Source organism: Salmonella sp. WC3, from assembly GCF_042932255.1.
In the GTDB taxonomy this organism is placed as follows: Bacteria; Pseudomonadota; Gammaproteobacteria; order Enterobacterales; family Enterobacteriaceae; genus Salmonella; species Salmonella enterica.
Window position 1 is genome coordinate 512570 of sequence record NZ_CP170629.1, and the last position, 18955, is coordinate 531524.

Annotated in this window: 17 protein-coding genes and 1 pseudogene; 14 read left to right on the forward strand and 4 right to left on the reverse strand. The window is 54.0% G+C overall.

The genetic code is table 11. The features are described from left to right. Positions 1-35: 35 nt before the first annotated feature. From ACFK9X_RS02465 to psiE, 4 genes are all read left to right on the forward strand, one after another. Positions 36-674, forward strand: coding sequence for a YjbF family lipoprotein (locus ACFK9X_RS02465; protein ID WP_000824807.1), 639 nt, complete (start codon positions 36-38; stop codon positions 672-674). Next, positions 671-1408, forward strand: a complete 738-nt coding sequence (locus tag ACFK9X_RS02470) for a capsule biosynthesis GfcC family protein (protein ID WP_151115426.1) — start codon at positions 671-673, stop codon at positions 1406-1408. The genes ACFK9X_RS02465 and ACFK9X_RS02470 overlap by 4 nt, the downstream gene beginning before the upstream one ends. After that, positions 1408-3504 (forward strand): YjbH domain-containing protein, encoded by a 2097-nt coding sequence (locus ACFK9X_RS02475; protein WP_000750804.1) that lies wholly within the window; start codon positions 1408-1410, stop codon positions 3502-3504. The genes ACFK9X_RS02470 and ACFK9X_RS02475 overlap by 1 nt, the downstream gene beginning before the upstream one ends. Positions 3505-3646: 142 nt before the next feature. After that, positions 3647-4057, forward strand: coding sequence for a phosphate-starvation-inducible protein PsiE (gene psiE, locus ACFK9X_RS02480; protein ID WP_151115428.1), 411 nt, complete (start codon positions 3647-3649; stop codon positions 4055-4057). A gap of 165 nt (positions 4058-4222) precedes the next feature. Here the strand turns inward: psiE and malG are convergent, their stop codons facing one another. Next, entirely contained in the window at positions 4223-5113 is an 891-nt protein-coding gene (gene malG, locus ACFK9X_RS02485; protein ID WP_070119925.1) for a maltose ABC transporter permease MalG, read from the reverse strand. 14 nt (positions 5114-5127) lie between these two features. Then, complete coding sequence (gene malF / locus ACFK9X_RS02490; RefSeq protein WP_000382565.1) at positions 5128-6672, reverse strand: maltose ABC transporter permease MalF; 1545 nt, start codon at positions 6670-6672, stop codon at positions 5128-5130. 42 nt (positions 6673-6714) lie between these two features. Here malF and ACFK9X_RS02495 point away from each other — a divergent pair. Continuing rightward, positions 6715-6855, forward strand: a pseudogene (locus ACFK9X_RS02495) (hypothetical protein); the annotation flags it as partial. Here ACFK9X_RS02495 and malE read toward each other — a convergent pair. Beyond that, positions 6804-7994 carry a maltose/maltodextrin ABC transporter substrate-binding protein MalE gene (malE, locus tag ACFK9X_RS02500; RefSeq protein ID WP_000695415.1) on the reverse strand — a complete coding sequence of 397 codons (1191 nt, stop codon included), beginning with the start codon at positions 7992-7994 and terminating at the stop codon, positions 6804-6806. The pseudogene ACFK9X_RS02495 and the gene malE sit on opposite strands and share 52 nt — an antisense overlap. A gap of 361 nt (positions 7995-8355) precedes the next feature. Here malE and malK point away from each other — a divergent pair, with 361 nt between their 5' ends. The 5 genes from malK (at position 8356) to ubiA (ending at position 13557) form a co-directional block, all read left to right on the forward strand. Beyond that, complete coding sequence (malK, locus tag ACFK9X_RS02505) at positions 8356-9465, forward strand: maltose/maltodextrin ABC transporter ATP-binding protein MalK (protein ID WP_000179175.1); 1110 nt, start codon at positions 8356-8358, stop codon at positions 9463-9465. Between the two features lie 88 nt (positions 9466-9553). Continuing rightward, positions 9554-10912, forward strand: coding sequence for a maltoporin (locus ACFK9X_RS02510; protein WP_151115430.1), 1359 nt, complete (start codon positions 9554-9556; stop codon positions 10910-10912). Positions 10913-11075: 163 nt separating this feature from the next. After that, positions 11076-11993 carry a maltose operon protein MalM gene (malM, locus tag ACFK9X_RS02515; protein ID WP_000782497.1) on the forward strand — a complete coding sequence of 306 codons (918 nt, stop codon included), beginning with the start codon at positions 11076-11078 and terminating at the stop codon, positions 11991-11993. A gap of 180 nt (positions 11994-12173) precedes the next feature. Then, the gene (ubiC, locus tag ACFK9X_RS02520; protein ID WP_000019219.1) at positions 12174-12671 is read left to right on the forward strand and encodes a chorismate lyase; all 498 of its coding nucleotides are present in this window, start codon (positions 12174-12176) and stop codon (positions 12669-12671) included. A gap of 13 nt (positions 12672-12684) precedes the next feature. After that, positions 12685-13557: a 4-hydroxybenzoate octaprenyltransferase gene (gene ubiA / locus ACFK9X_RS02525; RefSeq protein ID WP_000455249.1), complete on the forward strand. Its 873-nt coding sequence runs from the start codon at positions 12685-12687 to the stop codon at positions 13555-13557. 98 nt (positions 13558-13655) lie between these two features. Here ubiA and plsB read toward each other — a convergent pair whose 3' ends face one another. Next, positions 13656-16076, reverse strand: coding sequence for a glycerol-3-phosphate 1-O-acyltransferase PlsB (plsB, locus tag ACFK9X_RS02530; RefSeq protein ID WP_151115432.1), 2421 nt, complete (start codon positions 16074-16076; stop codon positions 13656-13658). 170 nt (positions 16077-16246) lie between these two features. Between plsB and ACFK9X_RS02535 the strand changes: the two genes are divergently transcribed. The 4 genes from ACFK9X_RS02535 to ACFK9X_RS02550 all read left to right on the forward strand — a co-directional run bounded on the left by ACFK9X_RS02535 (position 16247) and on the right by ACFK9X_RS02550 (position 18946). After that, positions 16247-16615 carry a diacylglycerol kinase gene (locus tag ACFK9X_RS02535; RefSeq protein WP_000002900.1) on the forward strand — a complete coding sequence of 123 codons (369 nt, stop codon included), beginning with the start codon at positions 16247-16249 and terminating at the stop codon, positions 16613-16615. Between the two features lie 108 nt (positions 16616-16723). Further along, positions 16724-17332 carry a transcriptional repressor LexA gene (gene lexA, locus ACFK9X_RS02540; RefSeq protein WP_000646079.1) on the forward strand — a complete coding sequence of 203 codons (609 nt, stop codon included), beginning with the start codon at positions 16724-16726 and terminating at the stop codon, positions 17330-17332. Positions 17333-17510: 178 nt separating this feature from the next. After that, entirely contained in the window at positions 17511-18836 is a 1326-nt protein-coding gene (gene dinF, locus ACFK9X_RS02545) for an MATE family efflux transporter DinF (RefSeq protein ID WP_151115434.1), read from the forward strand. Continuing rightward, positions 18833-18946, forward strand: coding sequence for a hypothetical protein (locus tag ACFK9X_RS02550; RefSeq protein ID WP_001575282.1), 114 nt, complete (start codon positions 18833-18835; stop codon positions 18944-18946). Before dinF ends, ACFK9X_RS02550 begins: the two co-directional genes overlap by 4 nt. Positions 18947-18955: the final 9 nt, after the last annotated feature.

Sequence of the window (18955 nt, forward strand, 5' to 3'; positions counted from 1 at the left end):
CCGGTGTGGTTATTTTGCCCCTCTGGAGAAGCGTCGTGAAGCGACTCGCACTTATCCTGATTTGCCTGCTATTACAGGCGTGTTCGGCCACCACTAAAGGCCTGGGCGATTCACTGTGGGACAGTTTGTTCGGTACGCCAGGCGTACAGCTAACGGATGACGATATTCAAAACATGCCGTATGCCAGCCAGTACATGCAGCTTAACGGCGGTCCTCAACTGTTTGTGGTGCTCGCTTTCTCGGAAAACGGGCAGCAGAAATGGGTGACGCAGGATGGCGCGACGATCGTGACGCAGCATGGCCGTCTGGTCAAAACTCTGCTCAGCGGCGACAACCTGATCGATGTGAATAATCTGGCGGCCGACCCGCTGGCGAAACCAGGACAGATTATCGATGGCGCGACCTGGACTCGCACCCTGGGCTGGACCGAACATCGCCAGGTGCGTTACGCCACCGCCCGTTCCGTTTTTACATGGCGAGGGACCGATAGCGTTAGCGTCGGCAGTGAAGAGACCGCCGTGCGGGTGCTGGATGAAGAAGTGACGACCGATCAAACGCGCTGGCGTAATCGCTACTGGATTGATAGCGAAGGCCAAATTCGCCAGACGGAACAGTATCTGGGCGCGAATTACTTTCCGGTGAAAACCACGCTGATTAAGGCGGCAAAATCATGATGAAAAGGATGATAAGCGCGCTGGCGCTGGCCTTTATCGCGTCATCCGCCTTTGCCAGCGGCACTGTTACCGTTTTTACCCAGGGTAATAGCGAGCCTAAAACGCTGACAGACGCTGAGCGTCTGCTCGATTTAGTCGGACAGCCGCGCCTGGCAACGAGTTGGTGGCCTGCGGCGGTGATAGGCGAAGAACAGGCGACCGTGACGGCGCGTCAACAGCAGCAGGAACTTCTCGGGCGACTGGCGGCGCTCAGCGCTGAGGAAGATGGCGATGCGGCGGCGGCGATAAACACACTACGCCGACAGATTCAGGCGGTGAAGGTGACGGGCAGACAATTCATGAATCTTGATCCTGACGTGGTTCGGGTGAGCGAACGAGGTAACCCGCCGCTGCAAGGTCACTACACGCTCTGGGTCGGGCCGCAACCCACGCAGGTGACGCTCTTTGGCTTGATTAGCCAGCCGGGCAGCCAGCCGTTCGTCCCTGGGCGGGACGTCGCCAGTTATCTTGAGGGGCAGCGCTTACTCAGCGGCGCGGATCGTAGCTATGCCTGGGTGGTTTACCCTGATGGACGCAGCCAAAAAGCGCCGGTGGCTTACTGGAATAAACGTCATATCGAGCCGATGCCCGGCAGCATCATTTTTGTCGGTTTTGCCGATTCCCTTTGGCGCGGCACGCCGGAGGCGATAAATGCCGACATTCTTCATACCCTGACGCAGCGGATACCGGAATAATGAAAAAAACACATCTGCTCAGCGTGCTGGCGCTGGGTATTAGCGCGGCCTGCCATGCCGAAACATATCCAGCCCCTGTTGGGCCTTCACAATCTGACTTTGGCGGCGTGGGCCTGCTGCAAACGCCGACAGCGCGTATGGCGCGTGAAGGGGAGATGAGCCTGAACTATCGCGATAACGATCAGTACCGCTACTACTCGGCTTCGGTTCAGCTTTTCCCGTGGCTGGAAACCACGTTGCGCTATACCGATGTCCGTACGAAAAAGTACAGCAGCGTGGAATCATTCTCCGGCGACCAGACTTACAAAGATAAAGCGTTTGATGTGAAACTGCGGTTGTGGGAAGAGAGTTACTGGATGCCGCAGGTGGCGGTTGGCGCGCGCGATATCGGCGGAACGGGGCTGTTTGATGCGGAATATATTGTAGCGAGTAAGGCCTGGGGGCCGTTTGATTTTTCATTAGGTCTCGGCTGGGGCTATCTTGGCACCAGCGGCAATGTGTCTAATCCTTTCTGTTCGTATAGTGATAAATTCTGTTCGCGTGATAACAGCTATAAAGAGGCAGGTTCCGTCGACGGTAGCGATATGTTTCACGGCCCGGCTTCGCTGTTTGGCGGCGTGGAATACCAGACCCCGTGGCAACCGCTACGCCTGAAGCTGGAGTATGAAGGCAATAACTATCAGCAGGATTTTGCGGGTAAACTGGAACAGAAGAGCAAGTTTAACGTCGGCGCCATTTACCGCGTCACCGATTGGGCCGACGTTAACCTCAGCTACGAGCGCGGCAACACCTTTATGTTTGGCGTTACGCTGCGCACCAATTTCAACGATTTACGTCCCGCGTATCATGACAATTCACGCCCGCAATACCGACCACAGCCGCAGGATGCCATCCTGCAACATTCGGTAGTGGCTAATCAATTAACGTTATTGAAATATAATGCCGGTCTGGCGGACCCGAAAATCCAGGTCAAAGGCGATACGCTGTACGTTACCGGCGAACAGGTGAAGTACCGCGACTCCCGTGAAGGGATCGTGCGCGCTAACCGGATCGTCATGAACGATCTGCCGGAGGGGATCCGCACGATCCGCGTGACGGAAAACCGCCTTAATCTGCCGCAGGTCACCACTGAAACCGATGTCGCCAGCCTGAAACGCCATCTGGAAGGCGAACCGCTGGGACATGAAACTCCGCTGGCGCAAAAACGTGTGGAGCCGATCGTGCCAGAGAGTACTGAACAGGGTTGGTATATCGACAAGTCGCGCGTTGATTTTCATCTTGATCCCGTGCTGAATCAGTCGGTAGGCGGCCCGGAAAACTTCTATATGTATCAGCTGGGCGTAATGGGAACTGCGGATCTGTGGGTCACGGATCATCTGCTCACCACGGGCAGCGTGTTTGCCAATATCGCCAACAACTACGACAAATTTAACTACACCAATCCGCCGAAGGACTCGCATCTGCCGCGGGTGCGTACGCATGTCCGTGAGTATGTGCAGAACGATGTTTATGTGAATAACCTACAGGCCAACTACTTCCAGTATTTTGGCAATGGTTTCTATGGGCAGGTCTATGGCGGTTATCTGGAGACCATGTTTGGCGGTGCCGGGGCGGAAGTCCTGTATCGCCCGGTAGACAGCAATTGGGCGTTTGGCCTGGATGCCAACTACGTGAAACAGCGTGACTGGCGTAGCGCGCAGGATATGATGAAGTTTACCGATTACAGCGTGAAGACCGGACATTTGACCGCATACTGGACGCCGTCGTTCGCCCAGGATGTGCTGGTGAAAGCCAGCGTTGGTCAGTATCTGGCGGGCGATAAAGGCGGTACGCTGGAGATCGCCAAACGCTTCGATAGCGGCGTCGTTGTCGGCGGTTACGCGACGATTACCGATGCGTCGCCGGATGAATATGGGGAAGGGGATTTTACCAAAGGCGTATATGTTTCCGTGCCGCTGGATATCTTCTCGTCCGGCCCAACCCGAAGTCGTGCGGCAATTGGCTGGACGCCGCTGACGCGTGACGGTGGTCAACAGCTTGGCCGTAAGTTTGGCCTGTATGATATGACCAGTGACAGGAGCGTAAATTTCCGTTAATACTCAGGCCGGATAAGGCGTTTACGGCGCTATCCGGCAAATTATCTTATTGAACAAAATATAAACATAAATAAAAAATATAGATGCCCGTCACATTTGTGCGTTATACAGAAACCTCGCCGCAGAGAAAGAGGGGGCTGTTATGATGCCATTATCGCGCTCACGTCTTGAGTTTATCGCCACGATTTTACAAAACGTACTAAATTTGGGGCTGCTTACCCTCGGTCTGATCCTGGTCGTTTTTCTCGGTAAAGAGACGGTTCATCTGGCGGATGCATTATTCGCGCCTGAGCAAGCCAGCAAATATGAACTGGTGGAAGGGCTGGTGATCTACTTTCTTTATTTCGAATTTATTGCGCTGATTGTGAAGTACTTTAAGTCTGGCCTTCACTTTCCGCTGAGCTATTTCGTGTACATTGGGATCACGGCGATTGTGCGTCTGATCATTGTCGATCATAAAACGCCAATGGATGTATTACTCTATTCGGCGGCGATCCTCCTGTTGGTTATCACGTTGTGGTTATGTAATTCGAACCGACTACGGCGAGAATAGGCGTCGCCACACCGTAACGGACGTATGGCGTGGCAATAAATTAGCCGCTGTCTATAACGCATAAAAAAAGCGCTCCGAAGAGCGCCAAAATACGACCATAAGTGGGGATAACATAACTTGAGGGCAGTGGCATTGCCCGTTGCCGGGCAGGTACTTCGATAAAACTTAACCTTTCACACCCCCTGCCGTCAGGCCGTTGACCAGCCAACGTTGCGCCAACAGGAACACCAGGGTGATAGGAATAGCTGAAAGGACGGCGGCGGCGGCAAAGTCGCCCCACAGGTAGTTTTGCGGGTTGAGATATTGCTGCATACCCACGGCCAGCGTATAGCTGTCCACATCGCGCAGTAACAACGAGGCGACCGGAACTTCGGTAATCGCTGCGATGAACGACAGAATAAACACCACCGCCAGAATCGGTACGGAAAGCGGCAGCAGCACCAGGCGAAACGCCTGCCACGGGGTTGCGCCATCCAGCGCGGCGGCCTCTTCCAGCGAACTGTCGATAGTTTCGAAGTAGCCTTTAATCGTCCAAACATGCAGCGCGATGCCGCCAAGATAGGCGAAGATCACGCCGCCATGCGTATTCAGACCGATAAATGGAATGTATTGTCCCAAGCGATCAAATAACGCATACAGCGCTACCAGAGACAAAACCGCCGGAAACATCTGGAAAATCAGCATCCCTTTGAGCAGTGTTGCTTTACCTGGAAAACGCATTCGTGCGAAAGCGTAGGCGCAGGTGGTGGAGAGCGCCACGATGCCGATGGCGGTAATACCGGCGATTTTCACCGAGTTCCACAGCCACAGCAGGACCGGGAAGGGAGGCGGCGTTACCCGACCATCCGCATGTTCCACTCTGAAACCCAGCGCCAGCCGCCAGTGTTCCCAGGAGATTTTATCCGGGATCAGGCTTCCGGTGGCGAAGTTCCCTTCACGTAGCGAGATAGCGATGACCATCAGCAGCGGGAACATAATCGCTGCGATGAAAATCAGCAGCCCCAGGTGCGTGATGAGGAGACGCAGTTTCTGAGATTTGGGTTGGACCATAGCCATTGTTATTATCTCCCTTAATCAAACTTCATACGCGTGGCTTTCAGGTTCACTATTGCCAGCGCGCCTACCAGCAGGAAGATCAGCGTGGCAATGGCCGCCGCCAGACCGAAGTCCTGACCGCCGCCGCCTTCAAAGGCGATACGGTAGGTGTAGCTGACGAGTAGATCGGTATAACCGGCAGGCGTGGTGGTGCCGAGACGGTCTGGCCCGCCGTTGGTCAATAACTGAATCAGGACAAAGTTATTAAAGTTAAAGGCGAAGCTGGCGATCATCAGCGGCGTTAGCGGCTTAATCAGCAGCGGTAAGGTGATCTTAAAGAAATTCTGAAATGGACCGGCGCCGTCCATTGCGGAGGCTTCGTACAGGTCATCCGGAATCGCTTTCAGCAGTCCCATGCACAGGATCATCATGTAGGGATAGCCCAGCCAGGTATTCACGATAATCACCATTGCCCGCGCGGTGTTGGGGTCGCTGAACCAGGCAGGTTTAATGCCGAACAGCGCGCTCAGCATCATATTGATTTCACCAAAGCTTTGGTTGAATAACCCTTTGAAAATCAAAATTGAAATAAACGACGGTACGGCGTAGGGCAGAATCAGCAGGACGCGGTAGATAGCTTTACCTTTCAGCGCTTCCCACTGTACGAGGCAGGCCAATACCATCCCAACCGCCACGGTTAACACCACAGTGAGGACCGAAAAGACCACGGTCCAGACGAAGATAGCGAAAAAGGGCTTCTGGATCCCTTCGTCGGTAAAGACGCGCGTAAAGTTTTTCGCGCCGATAGTAACGGTATAACCAGGACTGAGTTTTTCATCACCCCAGCTTCCGTCGGCGTTGATCGACTGATAATAACCGCTATCGTTGTTTGGCCGGTATTTTACGCCGCTCTGGTTATTGGTCAGCAGGCCGTCATCAGCCAGTGTGTACAGCGGACGAGTACCGGAAAACTGACGTAGCGAGCTCATAATTACTTTACTTTCATCCGGCAGGACGGCGGTTATCTGGTTCAGCGCCAGACGGTTCTGGGTGATTATCCGCAGATTGGCGCGTTCGCCGCCCGGCAGGGCATCGGTCTCTTTCAGCTGTAATTTTTGTTCGCCGCCGAAGGAAAATGCGTCAGACAGGTAATGTTTGCCCGTTTCTCCGTCGGTGAGGGCCAGTTGCCACTCGTCGCCGGCCGGGTAAAGACCGAAGTTATAGGTTTTTCCCGCCTGATAAGAACGGTCCATCAGCACTTGCTGGGCGCGTTCAAAGGTGAGCTGGTTGGTGCTGCTGTAGTTAGTAAAGGCGATGGCGATAGTGCACACCAGCGGGAATAGCACAAACAGCCCCATGCCGGCGAGGCCAGGGTAAACGTAGCGCCAGGCGTAGGTTTTACGATTTGCGAAAATATACAGGCCAGCAGAGCTTAAAATCAGCGTCATGATGGCGAACAGATACTCCCCTTGTACGTACATTAAAACTACAAGGTAACCCACCAGCAGGCCCAGCAGACCAATTACTGACCATTTAAGCTGGTCGCTTTGCCACCAGTGTTTCTTTTTAATGACATCCATGGGGGTTTTCCTCTACAGCGTTGAAACTTCCTGGCCGGAGATGTGCCTGATGGCGCTGCGCTTATCAGGCCTACGGTGTGTTGTAGGCCGGATAAGGCATTTATGCCGCCATCCGGCACAGGCTCGCGGCATTACTTGGTGATACGGCTTTGTGCATCTTTCAGCGCGGCATCCACGGTTTGACGGCCGCTGGCGGCGTTGATCACAGCCGTACGTACCGCATACCAGAAGGCGGACATCTGCGGAATATTAGGCATGATCTCGCCTTTCTGGGCGTTATCCATGGTGGCGGCGATACGGGGGTCTTTCGCTAACTGCTCCTGGAAAGATTTCAGCGCCACGGCGCCCAGCGGTTTATCTTTGTTCACCGCTTCCAGACCCTGATCGGTCAGCAGGTAGTTTTCGAGGAACTCTTTCGCCAGCTCCTTGTTCGGGCTGGCAGCGTTAATCCCCGCGCTCAGCACGCCGACGAACGGTTTCGAGGGTTTGCCTTTGAAGGTCGGCAGCAGGGTTACACCGTAGTTGACTTTGCTCTTGTCGATGTTCGACCATGCCCACGGGCCGTTGATGGTCATTGCCGTTTCGCCTTTATTGAAGGCCGCTTCGGCGATGGAGTAATCGGTATCGGCGCTCATATTTTTGTTCTTGATCATATCGATCAGGAAAGTCAGGCCCGCTTTCGCGCCGGCGTTGTCGACGCCAACGTCTTTCACGTCATACTTGCCGTTTTCAAATTTGAATGCGTAACCGCCGTCAGCGGCGATCAAAGGCCAGGTGAAATACGGTTCTTGCAGGTTGAACATTATCGCCGACTTCCCTTTCGCTTTTAGCTCTTTATCCAGCGCCGGGATCTCTTCCCAGGTTTTCGGCGGGTTCGGGACAAGGTCTTTGTTATAAATCAGGGAGAGGGCTTCAACGGCGATGGGGTAGGCGATCAGCTTGCCGTTATAGCGTACCGCATCCCAGGTGAACGGATAGAGTTTGTCCTGAAACGCTTTATCCGGAGTGACCTCCGCCAGCAGACCAGACTGCGCGTAGCCGCCAAAACGGTCGTGCGCCCAGAAGATAATGTCAGGACCGTCGCCGGTGGCTGCCACCTGCGGGAATTTCTCTTCCAGCTTATCCGGGTGCTCAACGGTCACTTTAATGCCGGTGTCTTGCTCAAATTTTTTACCGACCTCGGCCAGACCGTTATAGCCCTTGTCGCCGTTGATCCAGATAACCAGTTTACCTTCTTCAATTTTGGCGAGAGCCGGGGCGGAAATCATCATCGTCGTAAGTGCGGATAATGCGAGGATGCCTACGCCAGTTTTAATCTTCATATCTCCCATCCTTTTTGGTGATGTACACAGAGGTGGTTTAACGGTCTCTAGTTTCTTTATACGACAACCTCTTTCCATCCTCCCCGCCCCTACGCCCCACCCCGGCTTTATGTGATCTGTGTTACATAAATGTGAGTAACGCGTGCTGGCGCACATAAAAACACGCCGATTTTTGCGGGTGGCATCACGAAATTCCTTTTCTGTCCGCGCCCGTGGTCTCAGGCGCTGTGTCCTCATCCTCCCGCCTCCTCCCCCATAAAAAAGCCGGGGGGTGGAGGATTTACCCCAGTCAGGGATCGCGCATAGTCAGGCCATCATGAATGTTGCTGTCAATGACAGGTTGTAACGAAGGGAGAAGGGCATGGCGAGCGTACAGCTACGAAATGTAACGAAAGCCTGGGGTGACGTGGTGGTATCGAAAGATATTAACCTCGATATCCATGACGGGGAGTTCGTGGTGTTTGTGGGACCGTCAGGCTGTGGTAAATCGACCTTGCTGCGTATGATCGCCGGGCTTGAAACCATCACCAGTGGCGACCTGTTTATCGGGGAAACCCGTATGAATGATATTCCGCCTGCCGAGCGCGGCGTGGGCATGGTATTCCAGTCTTATGCGCTCTATCCCCATCTCTCCGTTGCAGAAAACATGTCTTTCGGCCTCAAGCTGGCGGGCGCCAAAAAAGAGGTAATGAATCAACGCGTCAATCAGGTGGCGGAAGTGCTGCAACTGGCGCATCTGCTGGAACGTAAGCCAAAAGCGCTTTCCGGCGGTCAGCGTCAGCGCGTAGCGATTGGCCGCACGCTGGTGGCGGAGCCGCGTGTGTTTTTGCTGGATGAACCGCTCTCTAACCTGGACGCCGCGCTGCGCGTGCAGATGCGTATTGAAATTTCTCGCCTGCATAAACGTCTGGGCCGCACGATGATTTACGTCACCCACGATCAGGTCGAGGCGATGACGCTGGCCGACAAAATCGTGGTGCTGGACGCCGGTCGCGTCGCGCAGGTCGGTAAGCCGCTGGAGCTGTACCACTATCCGGCGGACCGCTTTGTCGCGGGCTTTATCGGCTCGCCGAAGATGAACTTCCTGCCGGTGAAAGTGACCGCCACCGCAATTGAACAAGTCCAGGTCGAACTGCCGAATCGCCAGCAAATCTGGCTGCCGGTCGAAAGTCGCGGCGTGCAGGTCGGCGCCAATATGTCTTTAGGCATTCGGCCGGAACACCTGCTGCCGAGCGATATCGCCGATGTCACCCTGGAAGGTGAAGTCCAGGTGGTCGAGCAGTTAGGGCACGAAACACAAATTCATATCCAGATCCCCGCCATCCGTCAAAACCTGGTTTATCGCCAGAATGACGTGGTGCTGGTAGAAGAGGGCGCCACATTCGCTATCGGCCTGCTGCCAGAGCGCTGTCATCTGTTCCGCGAGGATGGCAGCGCATGTCGTCGTCTGCATCAAGAGCCGGGTGTTTAAGGCCTCCATAAAAAAACGAAACGCAAAACCATTCGCAGTTTTAGAAGGTGGCAGCGTTTAAAGAAAAGCAATGATCTCAGGAGATAGAATGATGATTACTCTGCGCAAACTCCCACTGGCGGTTGCTGTCGCAGCGGGCGTAATGTCCGCTCAGGCAATGGCTGTCGATTTCCACGGTTACGCCCGTTCCGGTATTGGCTGGACGGGAAGCGGCGGCGAACAACAGTGTTTCCAGGCAACGGGTGCCCAAAGTAAATACCGTCTTGGTAACGAATGTGAAACCTATGCGGAACTGAAACTGGGCCAGGAAGTGTGGAAAGAGGGCGATAAGAGCTTCTATTTCGACACCAACGTCGCCTATTCGGTTAACCAGCAGAACGACTGGGAATCGACCGATCCCGCCTTCCGCGAAGCGAACGTGCAGGGTAAAAACCTGATTGAATGGCTGCCGGGCTCTACCATCTGGGCCGGTAAGCGCTTCTATCAGCGTCATGACGTACACATGATCGACTTCTACTACTGGGATATTTCAGGTCCTGGCGCGGGTATCGAAAATATCGATCTGGGCTTCGGTAAGCTTTCACTGGCGGCGACCCGGTCTACTGAAGCGGGCGGCTCTTACACCTTCAGCAGCCAGAATATTTATGATGAAGTGAAAGATACCGCTAACGACGTCTTTGACGTACGTCTGGCTGGTCTGCAAACGAACCCGGACGGCGTACTGGAGCTGGGCGTTGATTACGGCCGCGCCAATACGACCGATGGTTATAAGCTGGCTGATGGGGCATCGAAAGACGGCTGGATGTTCACCGCCGAACACACGCAAAGCATGTTGAAAGGCTATAACAAGTTTGTCGTGCAATATGCCACCGATGCCATGACTACGCAGGGTAAAGGCCAGGCGCGCGGTTCCGACGGTTCTTCATCTTTCACTGAAGAATTGCCTGATGGAACCAAAATTAATTATGCCAATAAGGTCATCAATAATAATGGCGATATGTGGCGTATTTTGGATCATGGCGCCATCTCGCTTGGTGATAAATGGGATTTGATGTACGTCGGTATGTACCAGAATATCGATTGGGATAATAACCTGGGTACTGAGTGGTGGACCGTGGGTGTACGTCCAATGTACAAGTGGACGCCAATCATGAGCACCCTGCTGGAAGTCGGCTACGACAACGTGAAATCTCAGCAGACCGGCGATCGTAACAATCAATATAAAATCACCCTGGCGCAACAGTGGCAGGCGGGCGACAGCATCTGGTCGCGTCCGGCTATCCGTATTTTCGCCACCTACGCGAAATGGGATGAGAAATGGGGCTATATCAACGACGGCGATAACATTTCCCGTTATGCCGCAGCGACTAACTCCGGCATTTCCACCAACAGCCGTGGCGATAGCGATGAGTGGACCTTCGGCGCCCAGATGGAAATCTGGTGGTAATACGATGGTCATCTGACGTAACGAGGGGCGCAAGCCCCTCTGAAACATCAGGTCTGATGATGCTTGTAAGCCGAATAAGGCGCCAGCCGCCATTCGGCGATATGTTTGGGTTGGCGCGCTATTGCCTGGCTACCGCTGAACCCGCCTTATTGAGGTGAGAATAATGAAAATGAAGAAAAGTCTCGTCGCCCTCTGTTTAACCGCAGGGCTGTTCGCCAGCGTGCCGGGTATCAGCCTGGCGGAAGTGAACTATGTACCGCAAAATACCAGCGCCGCGCCCGCTATTCCTGCTGCTGCGCTACAGCAATTAACCTGGACGCCTGTAGATCAGTCAAAAACGCAGTCTACCCAACTGGCGACGGGCGGCCAGCGCCTTGACGTCGCCGGCATTACCGGCCCGGTCGCCGCTTATAGCGTTCCGGCGAATATCGGCGAGCTGACATTAACTCTGACCAGCGAGGTCAATAAGCAAGCCAGCGTTTTTGCGCCAAACGTGTTGATTCTTGACCAAAATATGACGCCTTCGGCGTTCTTCCCCAGCAGTTACTTTACTTATCAGCAGCCGGGCGTCATGAGCGCAGACCGGCTGGAAGGCGTGATGCGCCTGACGCCTGCGTTGGGGCAGCAGAAACTCTATGTTCTGGTGTTTACGACCGAAAAAGATCTTCAGCAAACTACTACGCTGCTCGATCCGGCAAAAGCCTATGCCAAAGGCGTCGGTAACTCTATCCCGGATATTCCCGATCCAGTTGCTCGCCATACCACTGACGGCGTGGTGAAACTGAAGGTGAAAACCAACAGCAGCTCCAGCGTATTGGTCGGGCCGTTGTTTGGCTCGTCCGGTACCGGGCCGGTAACGGTAGGCAATACCGCCGCGCCGGTCGCTGCGCCAGCGCCAGTCGCGCCGAAGAAAAGCGAACCGATGTTGAACGATACGGAAAGCTACTTTAATAAAGCGATTAAGGATGCCGTAGCGAAAGGCGACGTCGATAAAGCGCTGAAACTGCTTGATGAGGCCGAACGTCTGGGATCGACATCTGCCCGTTCCACCTTTATCAGCAGTGTAAAAGGCAAGGGGTAATTGTTTCCCCACAGTGCTGATTTTGCAGCAACTGGTGCGTCTCCTGGCGCACCTTTTTTTGTCATTTCATGCGAATTGTTATTTTTTTGTTGCGCAACAGATCACTTAATTGTGATTGCGCCCCCCGTAATGTCTTTTCTGAGATACAATGACTTTAGGTTATGAATCGGAGAGTAAGGCATGTCACACCCTGCGTTAACGCAACTGCGTGCGCTGCGCTATTTTGATGCGATTCCTGCGCTTGAACCCCATTTGCTGGACTGGCTGTTGCTGGAAGATTCTATGACTAAACGTTTTGAGCAGCAGGGAAAGCGGGTAAGCGTGACGCTGATTCGGGAAGCGTTTGTCGGCCAAAGTGAGGTCGAGGAAGCATCAGGTTTACTGCCATCCGAGTCCCGCTACTGGTTACGTGAGATACTGCTTTGCGCTGACGGCGAGCCCTGGCTTGCCGGACGTACCGTGGTACCGGAATCCACGCTGTGCGGACCTGAACAGGTCTTACAACATCTGGGTAAAACCCCGCTTGGACGTTATCTATTTACATCATCGACACTGACCCGCGATTTTATTGAAATTGGACGCGATGCAACGCTGTGGGGGCGCCGCTCTCGACTGCGGTTGAGCGGAAAACCGCTGTTGCTTACCGAGCTTTTTTTACCTGCATCGCCGCTGTACTGAGAGGAAGATAAAGATGGAGTGGAGTCTGACGCAGAGTAAGCTGCTGGCGTTTCACCGTTTGATGCGTACAGATAAGCCTATTGGCGCGTTGCTGCTGCTCTGGCCGACGCTTTGGGCGCTATGGGTGGCGACGCCGGGTATGCCTCAGCTGTGGATTTTGGCGGTTTTTGTCGCTGGCGTGTGGTTAATGCGCGCGGCGGGCTGCGTGGTGAATGATTATGCCGATCGTAAATTTGACGGACATGTAAAACGTACGGTCAACCGACCTTTACCCAGCGGCGCCGTGACAGAGAAAGAAGCGCGCAACCTGTTTGTGGTGCTGGTGCTGCTGGCGTTTCTGTTGGTGCTGACGCTGAACGCCATGACGATTCTGCTTTCCGTGGCGGCGCTGGCGTTGGCCTGGGTTTATCCCTTTATGAAACGCTACACCCACCTGCCGCAGGTCGTGCTGGGGGCCGCTTTCGGCTGGTCAATCCCCATGGCGTTCGCCGCGGTGAGCGAATCCCTGCCGTTGAGCTGCTGGCTAATGTTCCTCGCCAATATTCTCTGGGCAGTGGCTTACGATACGCAATATGCGATGGTCGACAGAGATGATGATATCAAGATAGGCATTAAATCGACGGCGATCCTGTTTGGTCGTTATGACACATTGATTATCGGGATTCTGCAGCTTGGCGTCATGGCGTTAATGGCGCTGATCGGCTGGTTGAATGGTCTGGGATGGGGATATTACTGGGCTGTGCTGGTGGCGGGCGCGCTGTTTGTCTACCAGCAAAAACTGATTGCGAACCGTGAGCGTGAAGCCTGCTTTAAAGCCTTTATGAACAATAACTACGTTGGCCTGGTGCTATTTTTAGGGCTGGCGATGAGTTACTGGCACTTCTGATGTCATGCCGGGCGGACCCGGCCTACAAAGCCAAAATATTCAATACGTCATATCAGTTGCCCGATAAGCTTACGCCATCGGGCATTTCAGGCACGGGCTTACTCGCCCTGCGTCGCGCTTTCAATCGTCAGACGGACATCAGAGGTAATCAGATCGGCAAGCATCTGATATATCTTCATCGTTTCTGCCGGTTCGGCATCGCCCGTATCACTGATATAACCCTCATCCCGTAGCGTCAACACGAGTGAACTGAACACCGCTTTGTCGAAAAACTCCGGCGCGTTAATACCGTGCAGGACAGACAGACGTTGCGCCACGGTACGGCTTTCTTTCTCCAGCGTACTGCGGTTGATGGACGGATTGGCGCTCAACAGCCAGAACGTAATGGCATAACGCTGTAGCGTTTCGTGCGCGCCTGCCGCCAGCAGCTGCAGCGTACGGGAATGCGTCGGGTTGATATGCAGTTCATCATCCTGCAGGGTAATTAGCCCCTGACGCTGCATTTCACTGGCCAGAGCGTCAATGACCGAGGCTAACTCCTCGCGCTCCCAGCGCAGGAACAGCTCCGCTTTTAACATCGGATAGAGCGCTTCAACATGCTGCTGCAACGCATCACGCGAAATGCGACGATGCTGGGTGATAATCGCCGCCATCAGCGAAGGCATAATCAACATATGCGCGATATTGTTACGATAATAGGTCATCAACACCGCCTGCTCGCGCGGCAGGATGATGATATCGCCAATGGTGTCTTTCTCGACCTCAAACTTATTCATCTGCAGCGCGTGAGCGATGAGCTCGCCAGCGCTGGCGGCAGGAACGGTTGAGTCTGTGGAATAAGGGACATTGCGCATCAGATCGAGATAGCAATCAAGCTGCTCGGTGAGCTGCTCGCGGGTGAGCGAGCGCTGACGCGACGCTAACAGCGCGGTACAACACAGGTTCATCGCGTTTGCCGCGCCAGCGTTGTTAATACGCACCATCAGATCGGCGGCGATACTATTTACCGTCGGCGTCAGCCAGGCTGGGCGTATGGCCTCTATAGGGTCGATAGATTCGCGCCACTCCGGCACATGCTGGTTCAGGTACGTCATGAGCGGCATCGGTTCGCCAAAGTTAACGTAGCCCTGACCCAGATTGCGCAGCTTGCTCAAGCCTTTCAGCATCTGCGGCAGGCTCTCTTTCTCTTTTGTCGCGCCGCGCAGTTCTTTCGCATAGGTGCCCACTTCCATGACGTGCTCATAGCCGATGTAAATAGGCACTAACGTAATTGGACGGGTACCGCCGCGCAGCATCGCCTGGATAGTCATCGACAGGGTGCCGGTTTTCGGGTCTAACAAACGTCCGGTACGCGAACGTCCTCCTTCGACAAAATACTCAACCGAGTAACCGCGGCTGAACAGTTCGCCCAGGTATTCGCGAAAGACGGTGGAATAGAGTTTATTCCCCTTAAAGGTGCGACGAATAAAGAACGCGCCCAGACGACGGAAAATCGGGCCAGCGGGCCAGAAATTAAGGTTAATACCGGCGGCAATATGCGGCGGAACCAGTCCCTGATGGTACAGCACATAAGAAAGGAGCAAGTAGTCCATATGGCTGCGGTGACAGGGTACATAGACGATTTCATGCCCGTCGTGCGCCAGTTGGCGTACGCGCTCGGCGTTATGCACGTTAATTCCCTGGTAAAGACGGTTCCAGGTAAACCCCAAAATCCTGTCGGTCAAACGAATCATCTCGTAAGAGAAGTTCGCCGCGATCTCTTCCATCAGCGCAATGGCGTTTTGCTGCGCTTTTTCATGAGAGATTTTTTTACTGCGCGCTTCGTCTTCTACCGCGCGGGCGATCGCTTTCGAGGCCAGCAGTTTGTTAAACAGATCCTGACGGGCGGGCAGGCGTGGGCCAACCGCCGCCAGGCGCTGGCGAGCAAAGTGCATACGCGCCACGCGAGCCAGCTTCTGCGCGATGATTTTATCGGTGCCGTGTTCATCAGCCATACGACGCAATGAGACGGACGGCGAGAATCGGACAAAGCTATCGCGACCCAGCCAGGAGATGGCAAAGAATTTCTGTACGCCGTTCAGCATACGTAAAGGCGGGTTATCTTCTCCCTTTTCACGACCCGGCGCGCGGCCAAACATCACGGAAACGGGCACCATCTGCACGTCCAAAGCCGGATTACTCCGATGCAGATCGAGATAATCGTGAAAAAGTTTCACCGACTCTTCTTTTGGCGTGTAATAGGTAAAGACACGCGGTCCGCCGTGAATAAATACATAGCGTGGCAACAGCGCGCCGTCGATCTCCAGCGGCTCCAGCGGATCCGGGAGATCGTGCGCCAGACATTGCGCCCGCAGCGTCAGTAAGTCCGCTTTTGAGTTGTATGGCAAGACATACATAATGGGGCGAGAAGTATCGAGCCCCAATTCCTGGGCGGGTTCCGCCGGAATAGACTTGCTTTTTACCAGTATGCTTAATGGTAAATTCAGTAATTTGTAGTAAATTCGTGGCCAGCCGGACATAAACGATGTAAAGCCTCTGGTTAATAATGCAAATGCGGTGCAAGGATATCAGAAAGTTTAGCGAATTTCTGTTGTATCCCGTCATACTTCGCGCTGCGTTACGGCAGTCCGAATCGTGCAGGGCAACCGTATAATGTCATTGACGTTAATAATGTAAAAAGGTTCTTTTGATGGCCAATAATACCACTGGATTCACCAGAATTATCAAAGCGGCAGGATATTCCTGGAAAGGATTTCGCGCCGCATGGACTCACGAAGCGGCGTTTCGCCAGGAAAGTATCGCGGTATTGCTGGGCGTCATCATCGCCTGCTGGCTGGATGTGGATGCGATTACCCGTGTGTTATTGATAGGTTCCGTTTTACTTATCATGATTGTTGAAATCCTCAACAGCGCTATTGAAGCGGTCGTTGACCGCATCGGTTCTGAATACCATGAGCTTTCCGGCCGTGCGAAAGATATGGGATCGGCTGCGGTGCTACTGTCTATTTTCGTTGCCCTGATGACCTGGGGCATCCTGTTATGGTCACATTTTCGATAAAGGTTCCAAATTTTATAAATCTCTTGTTTTTTGCGCCGTTTGTGGTTCCAAAATCACCTTTAACTGTATATACTCACAGCATGACTGTATATACACCCAGGGGGCGGAATGAAAGCGTTAACGGCCAGGCAACAAGAGGTGTTTGATCTCATCCGGGATCACATCAGCCAGACAGGTATGCCACCGACGCGTGCGGAAATCGCGCAGCGTTTGGGGTTCCGTTCCCCAAACGCTGCGGAAGAACACCTTAAAGCGCTGGCGCGCAAAGGGGTGCTTGAAATCGTTTCCGGCGCATCGCGAGGTATCCGTCTGTTACAGGAAGAAGAGGACGGATTACCGCTTGTCGGGCGTGTCGCGGCGGGTGAACCGCTTCTGGCGCAGCAGCATATTGAAGGCCATTACCAGGTCGATCCTTCGCTGTTCAAACCCAGCGCCGATTTCCTGCTGCGCGTGAGCGGTATGTCGATGAAAGACATCGGTATTATGGATGGGGATTTGCTGGCGGTACATAAAACGCAGGACGTCCGTAATGGCCAGGTGGTTGTCGCTCGCATTGACGATGAAGTGACAGTAAAACGCCTGAAAAAGCAGGGCAATAAAGTGGAGCTGCTGCCGGAAAACAGCGAGTTTACACCGATAGTGGTGGATCTGCGCGAACAAAGCTTTACGATTGAAGGGCTGGCGGTAGGCGTCATTCGCAACGGGGAATGGTTGTAATCTCGTTTTAATCTCCTTGTAAGCCGTCATCCGGCAATCGTGCAGCCTGATGGCGCTGCGCTTAGCAGGCCTACGGGAATGCAGTTCCTGAGATGATTAATTTGTAGGCCGGATAAGGCGTTACGTTGCCATCCGGCAATGCGCTCGTTTCGTTTAACTCCTTGTCAGGCTTTTCTCCATGCCGCTTTTTACCTCCTCTGATAAAGCTCTCTGGCATCTCGCGCTGCCGATGATTTTTTCTAACATCACCGTCCCCTTGCTGGGGCTGGTCGATACGGCGGTGATTGGTCATCTGGACAGCCCGGTTTTCCTGGGCGGCGTGGCGGTGGGCGCGACTGCCACCAGCTTTCTTTTCATGCTGCTGCTATTTCTACGTATGAGCACCACCGGCCTAACGGCGCAGGCATTTGGCGCCAAAAATCCGCAGGCGTTAGCCCGGGCGCTCATTCAACCGTTATTACTAGCGCTGGGCGCTGGCGTGATGATTGTGCTATTTCGCACGCCGCTTATCGAGCTGGCTTTACATATTGTCGGCGGGAACGACGCTGTCCTGGTGCAAGCGAGACGCTTCCTTGAAATTCGTTGGCTAAGCGCTCCCGCGTCACTGGCGAATCTGGTGCTGCTCGGTTGGCTGTTAGGCGTTCAGTATGCGCGGGCGCCGGTTATCTTGTTGGTCGTGGGCAATATCCTCAATATCGCGCTCGACCTGTGGCTGGTGATGGGGCTTCATATGAACGTGCAGGGTGCTGCCCTGGCGACGGTCATCGCAGAATATGTCACGTTACTGATCGGCATCATGATGGTACGTAAAGTTCTCCATCTCCGCGGTGTGTCGCTGGATATGCTAAAACAGGCCTGGCGCGGCAACGTGCGCCGCCTTTTGGCGCTCAATCGCGATATCATGCTGCGCTCATTGCTCCTTCAGCTTTGTTTTGGCGCAATCACGGTGTCAGGCGCGCGGCTGGGCAGCGATATTATCGCGGTAAATGCAGTCCTGATGACCTTACTCACCTTTACGGCCTATGCGCTGGACGGTTTTGCTTATGCGGTGGAGGCGCACTCCGGTCAGGCTTACGGCGCGCGTGACGGTAGCAAGCTACTGGACGTCTGGCGAGCGGCGTGTCGTCAGTCAGGAATTGTGGCCTTGTTGTTTTCCACAGTCTATGCCCTGGCAGGCGAACATATTGTCGCGTTACTGACCTCATTGCCGCAAATACAGCTACTGGCGGATCGGTATCTTATCTGGCAGGTGGTATTACCGCTGGTGGGCGTATGGTGCTATCTGCTCGACGGTATGTTTATTGGCGCGACGCGCGCTGCCGAAATGCGCAATAGCATGGCAGTCGCCGCGGGAGGATTCGCGCTGACGCTCTTCGCCCTGCCGGTATTAGGAAATCATGGTTTATGGCTGGCATTAACCGTGTTCCTGGCGCTTCGCGGTCTGTCGTTGAGCCTTATCTGGCGTCGTCACTGGCGCGAGGGTACATGGTTTGCCAGATCGTGACGGTTAAAAATTCTGAATATAAAACCGAAGGCCGAATTCCTGCCTACAATTATTATCACGTCCAGCAGAAATTGCAGTGCATTTGGGCGAATAACACCTGCTATTCCTAACCGAATGAT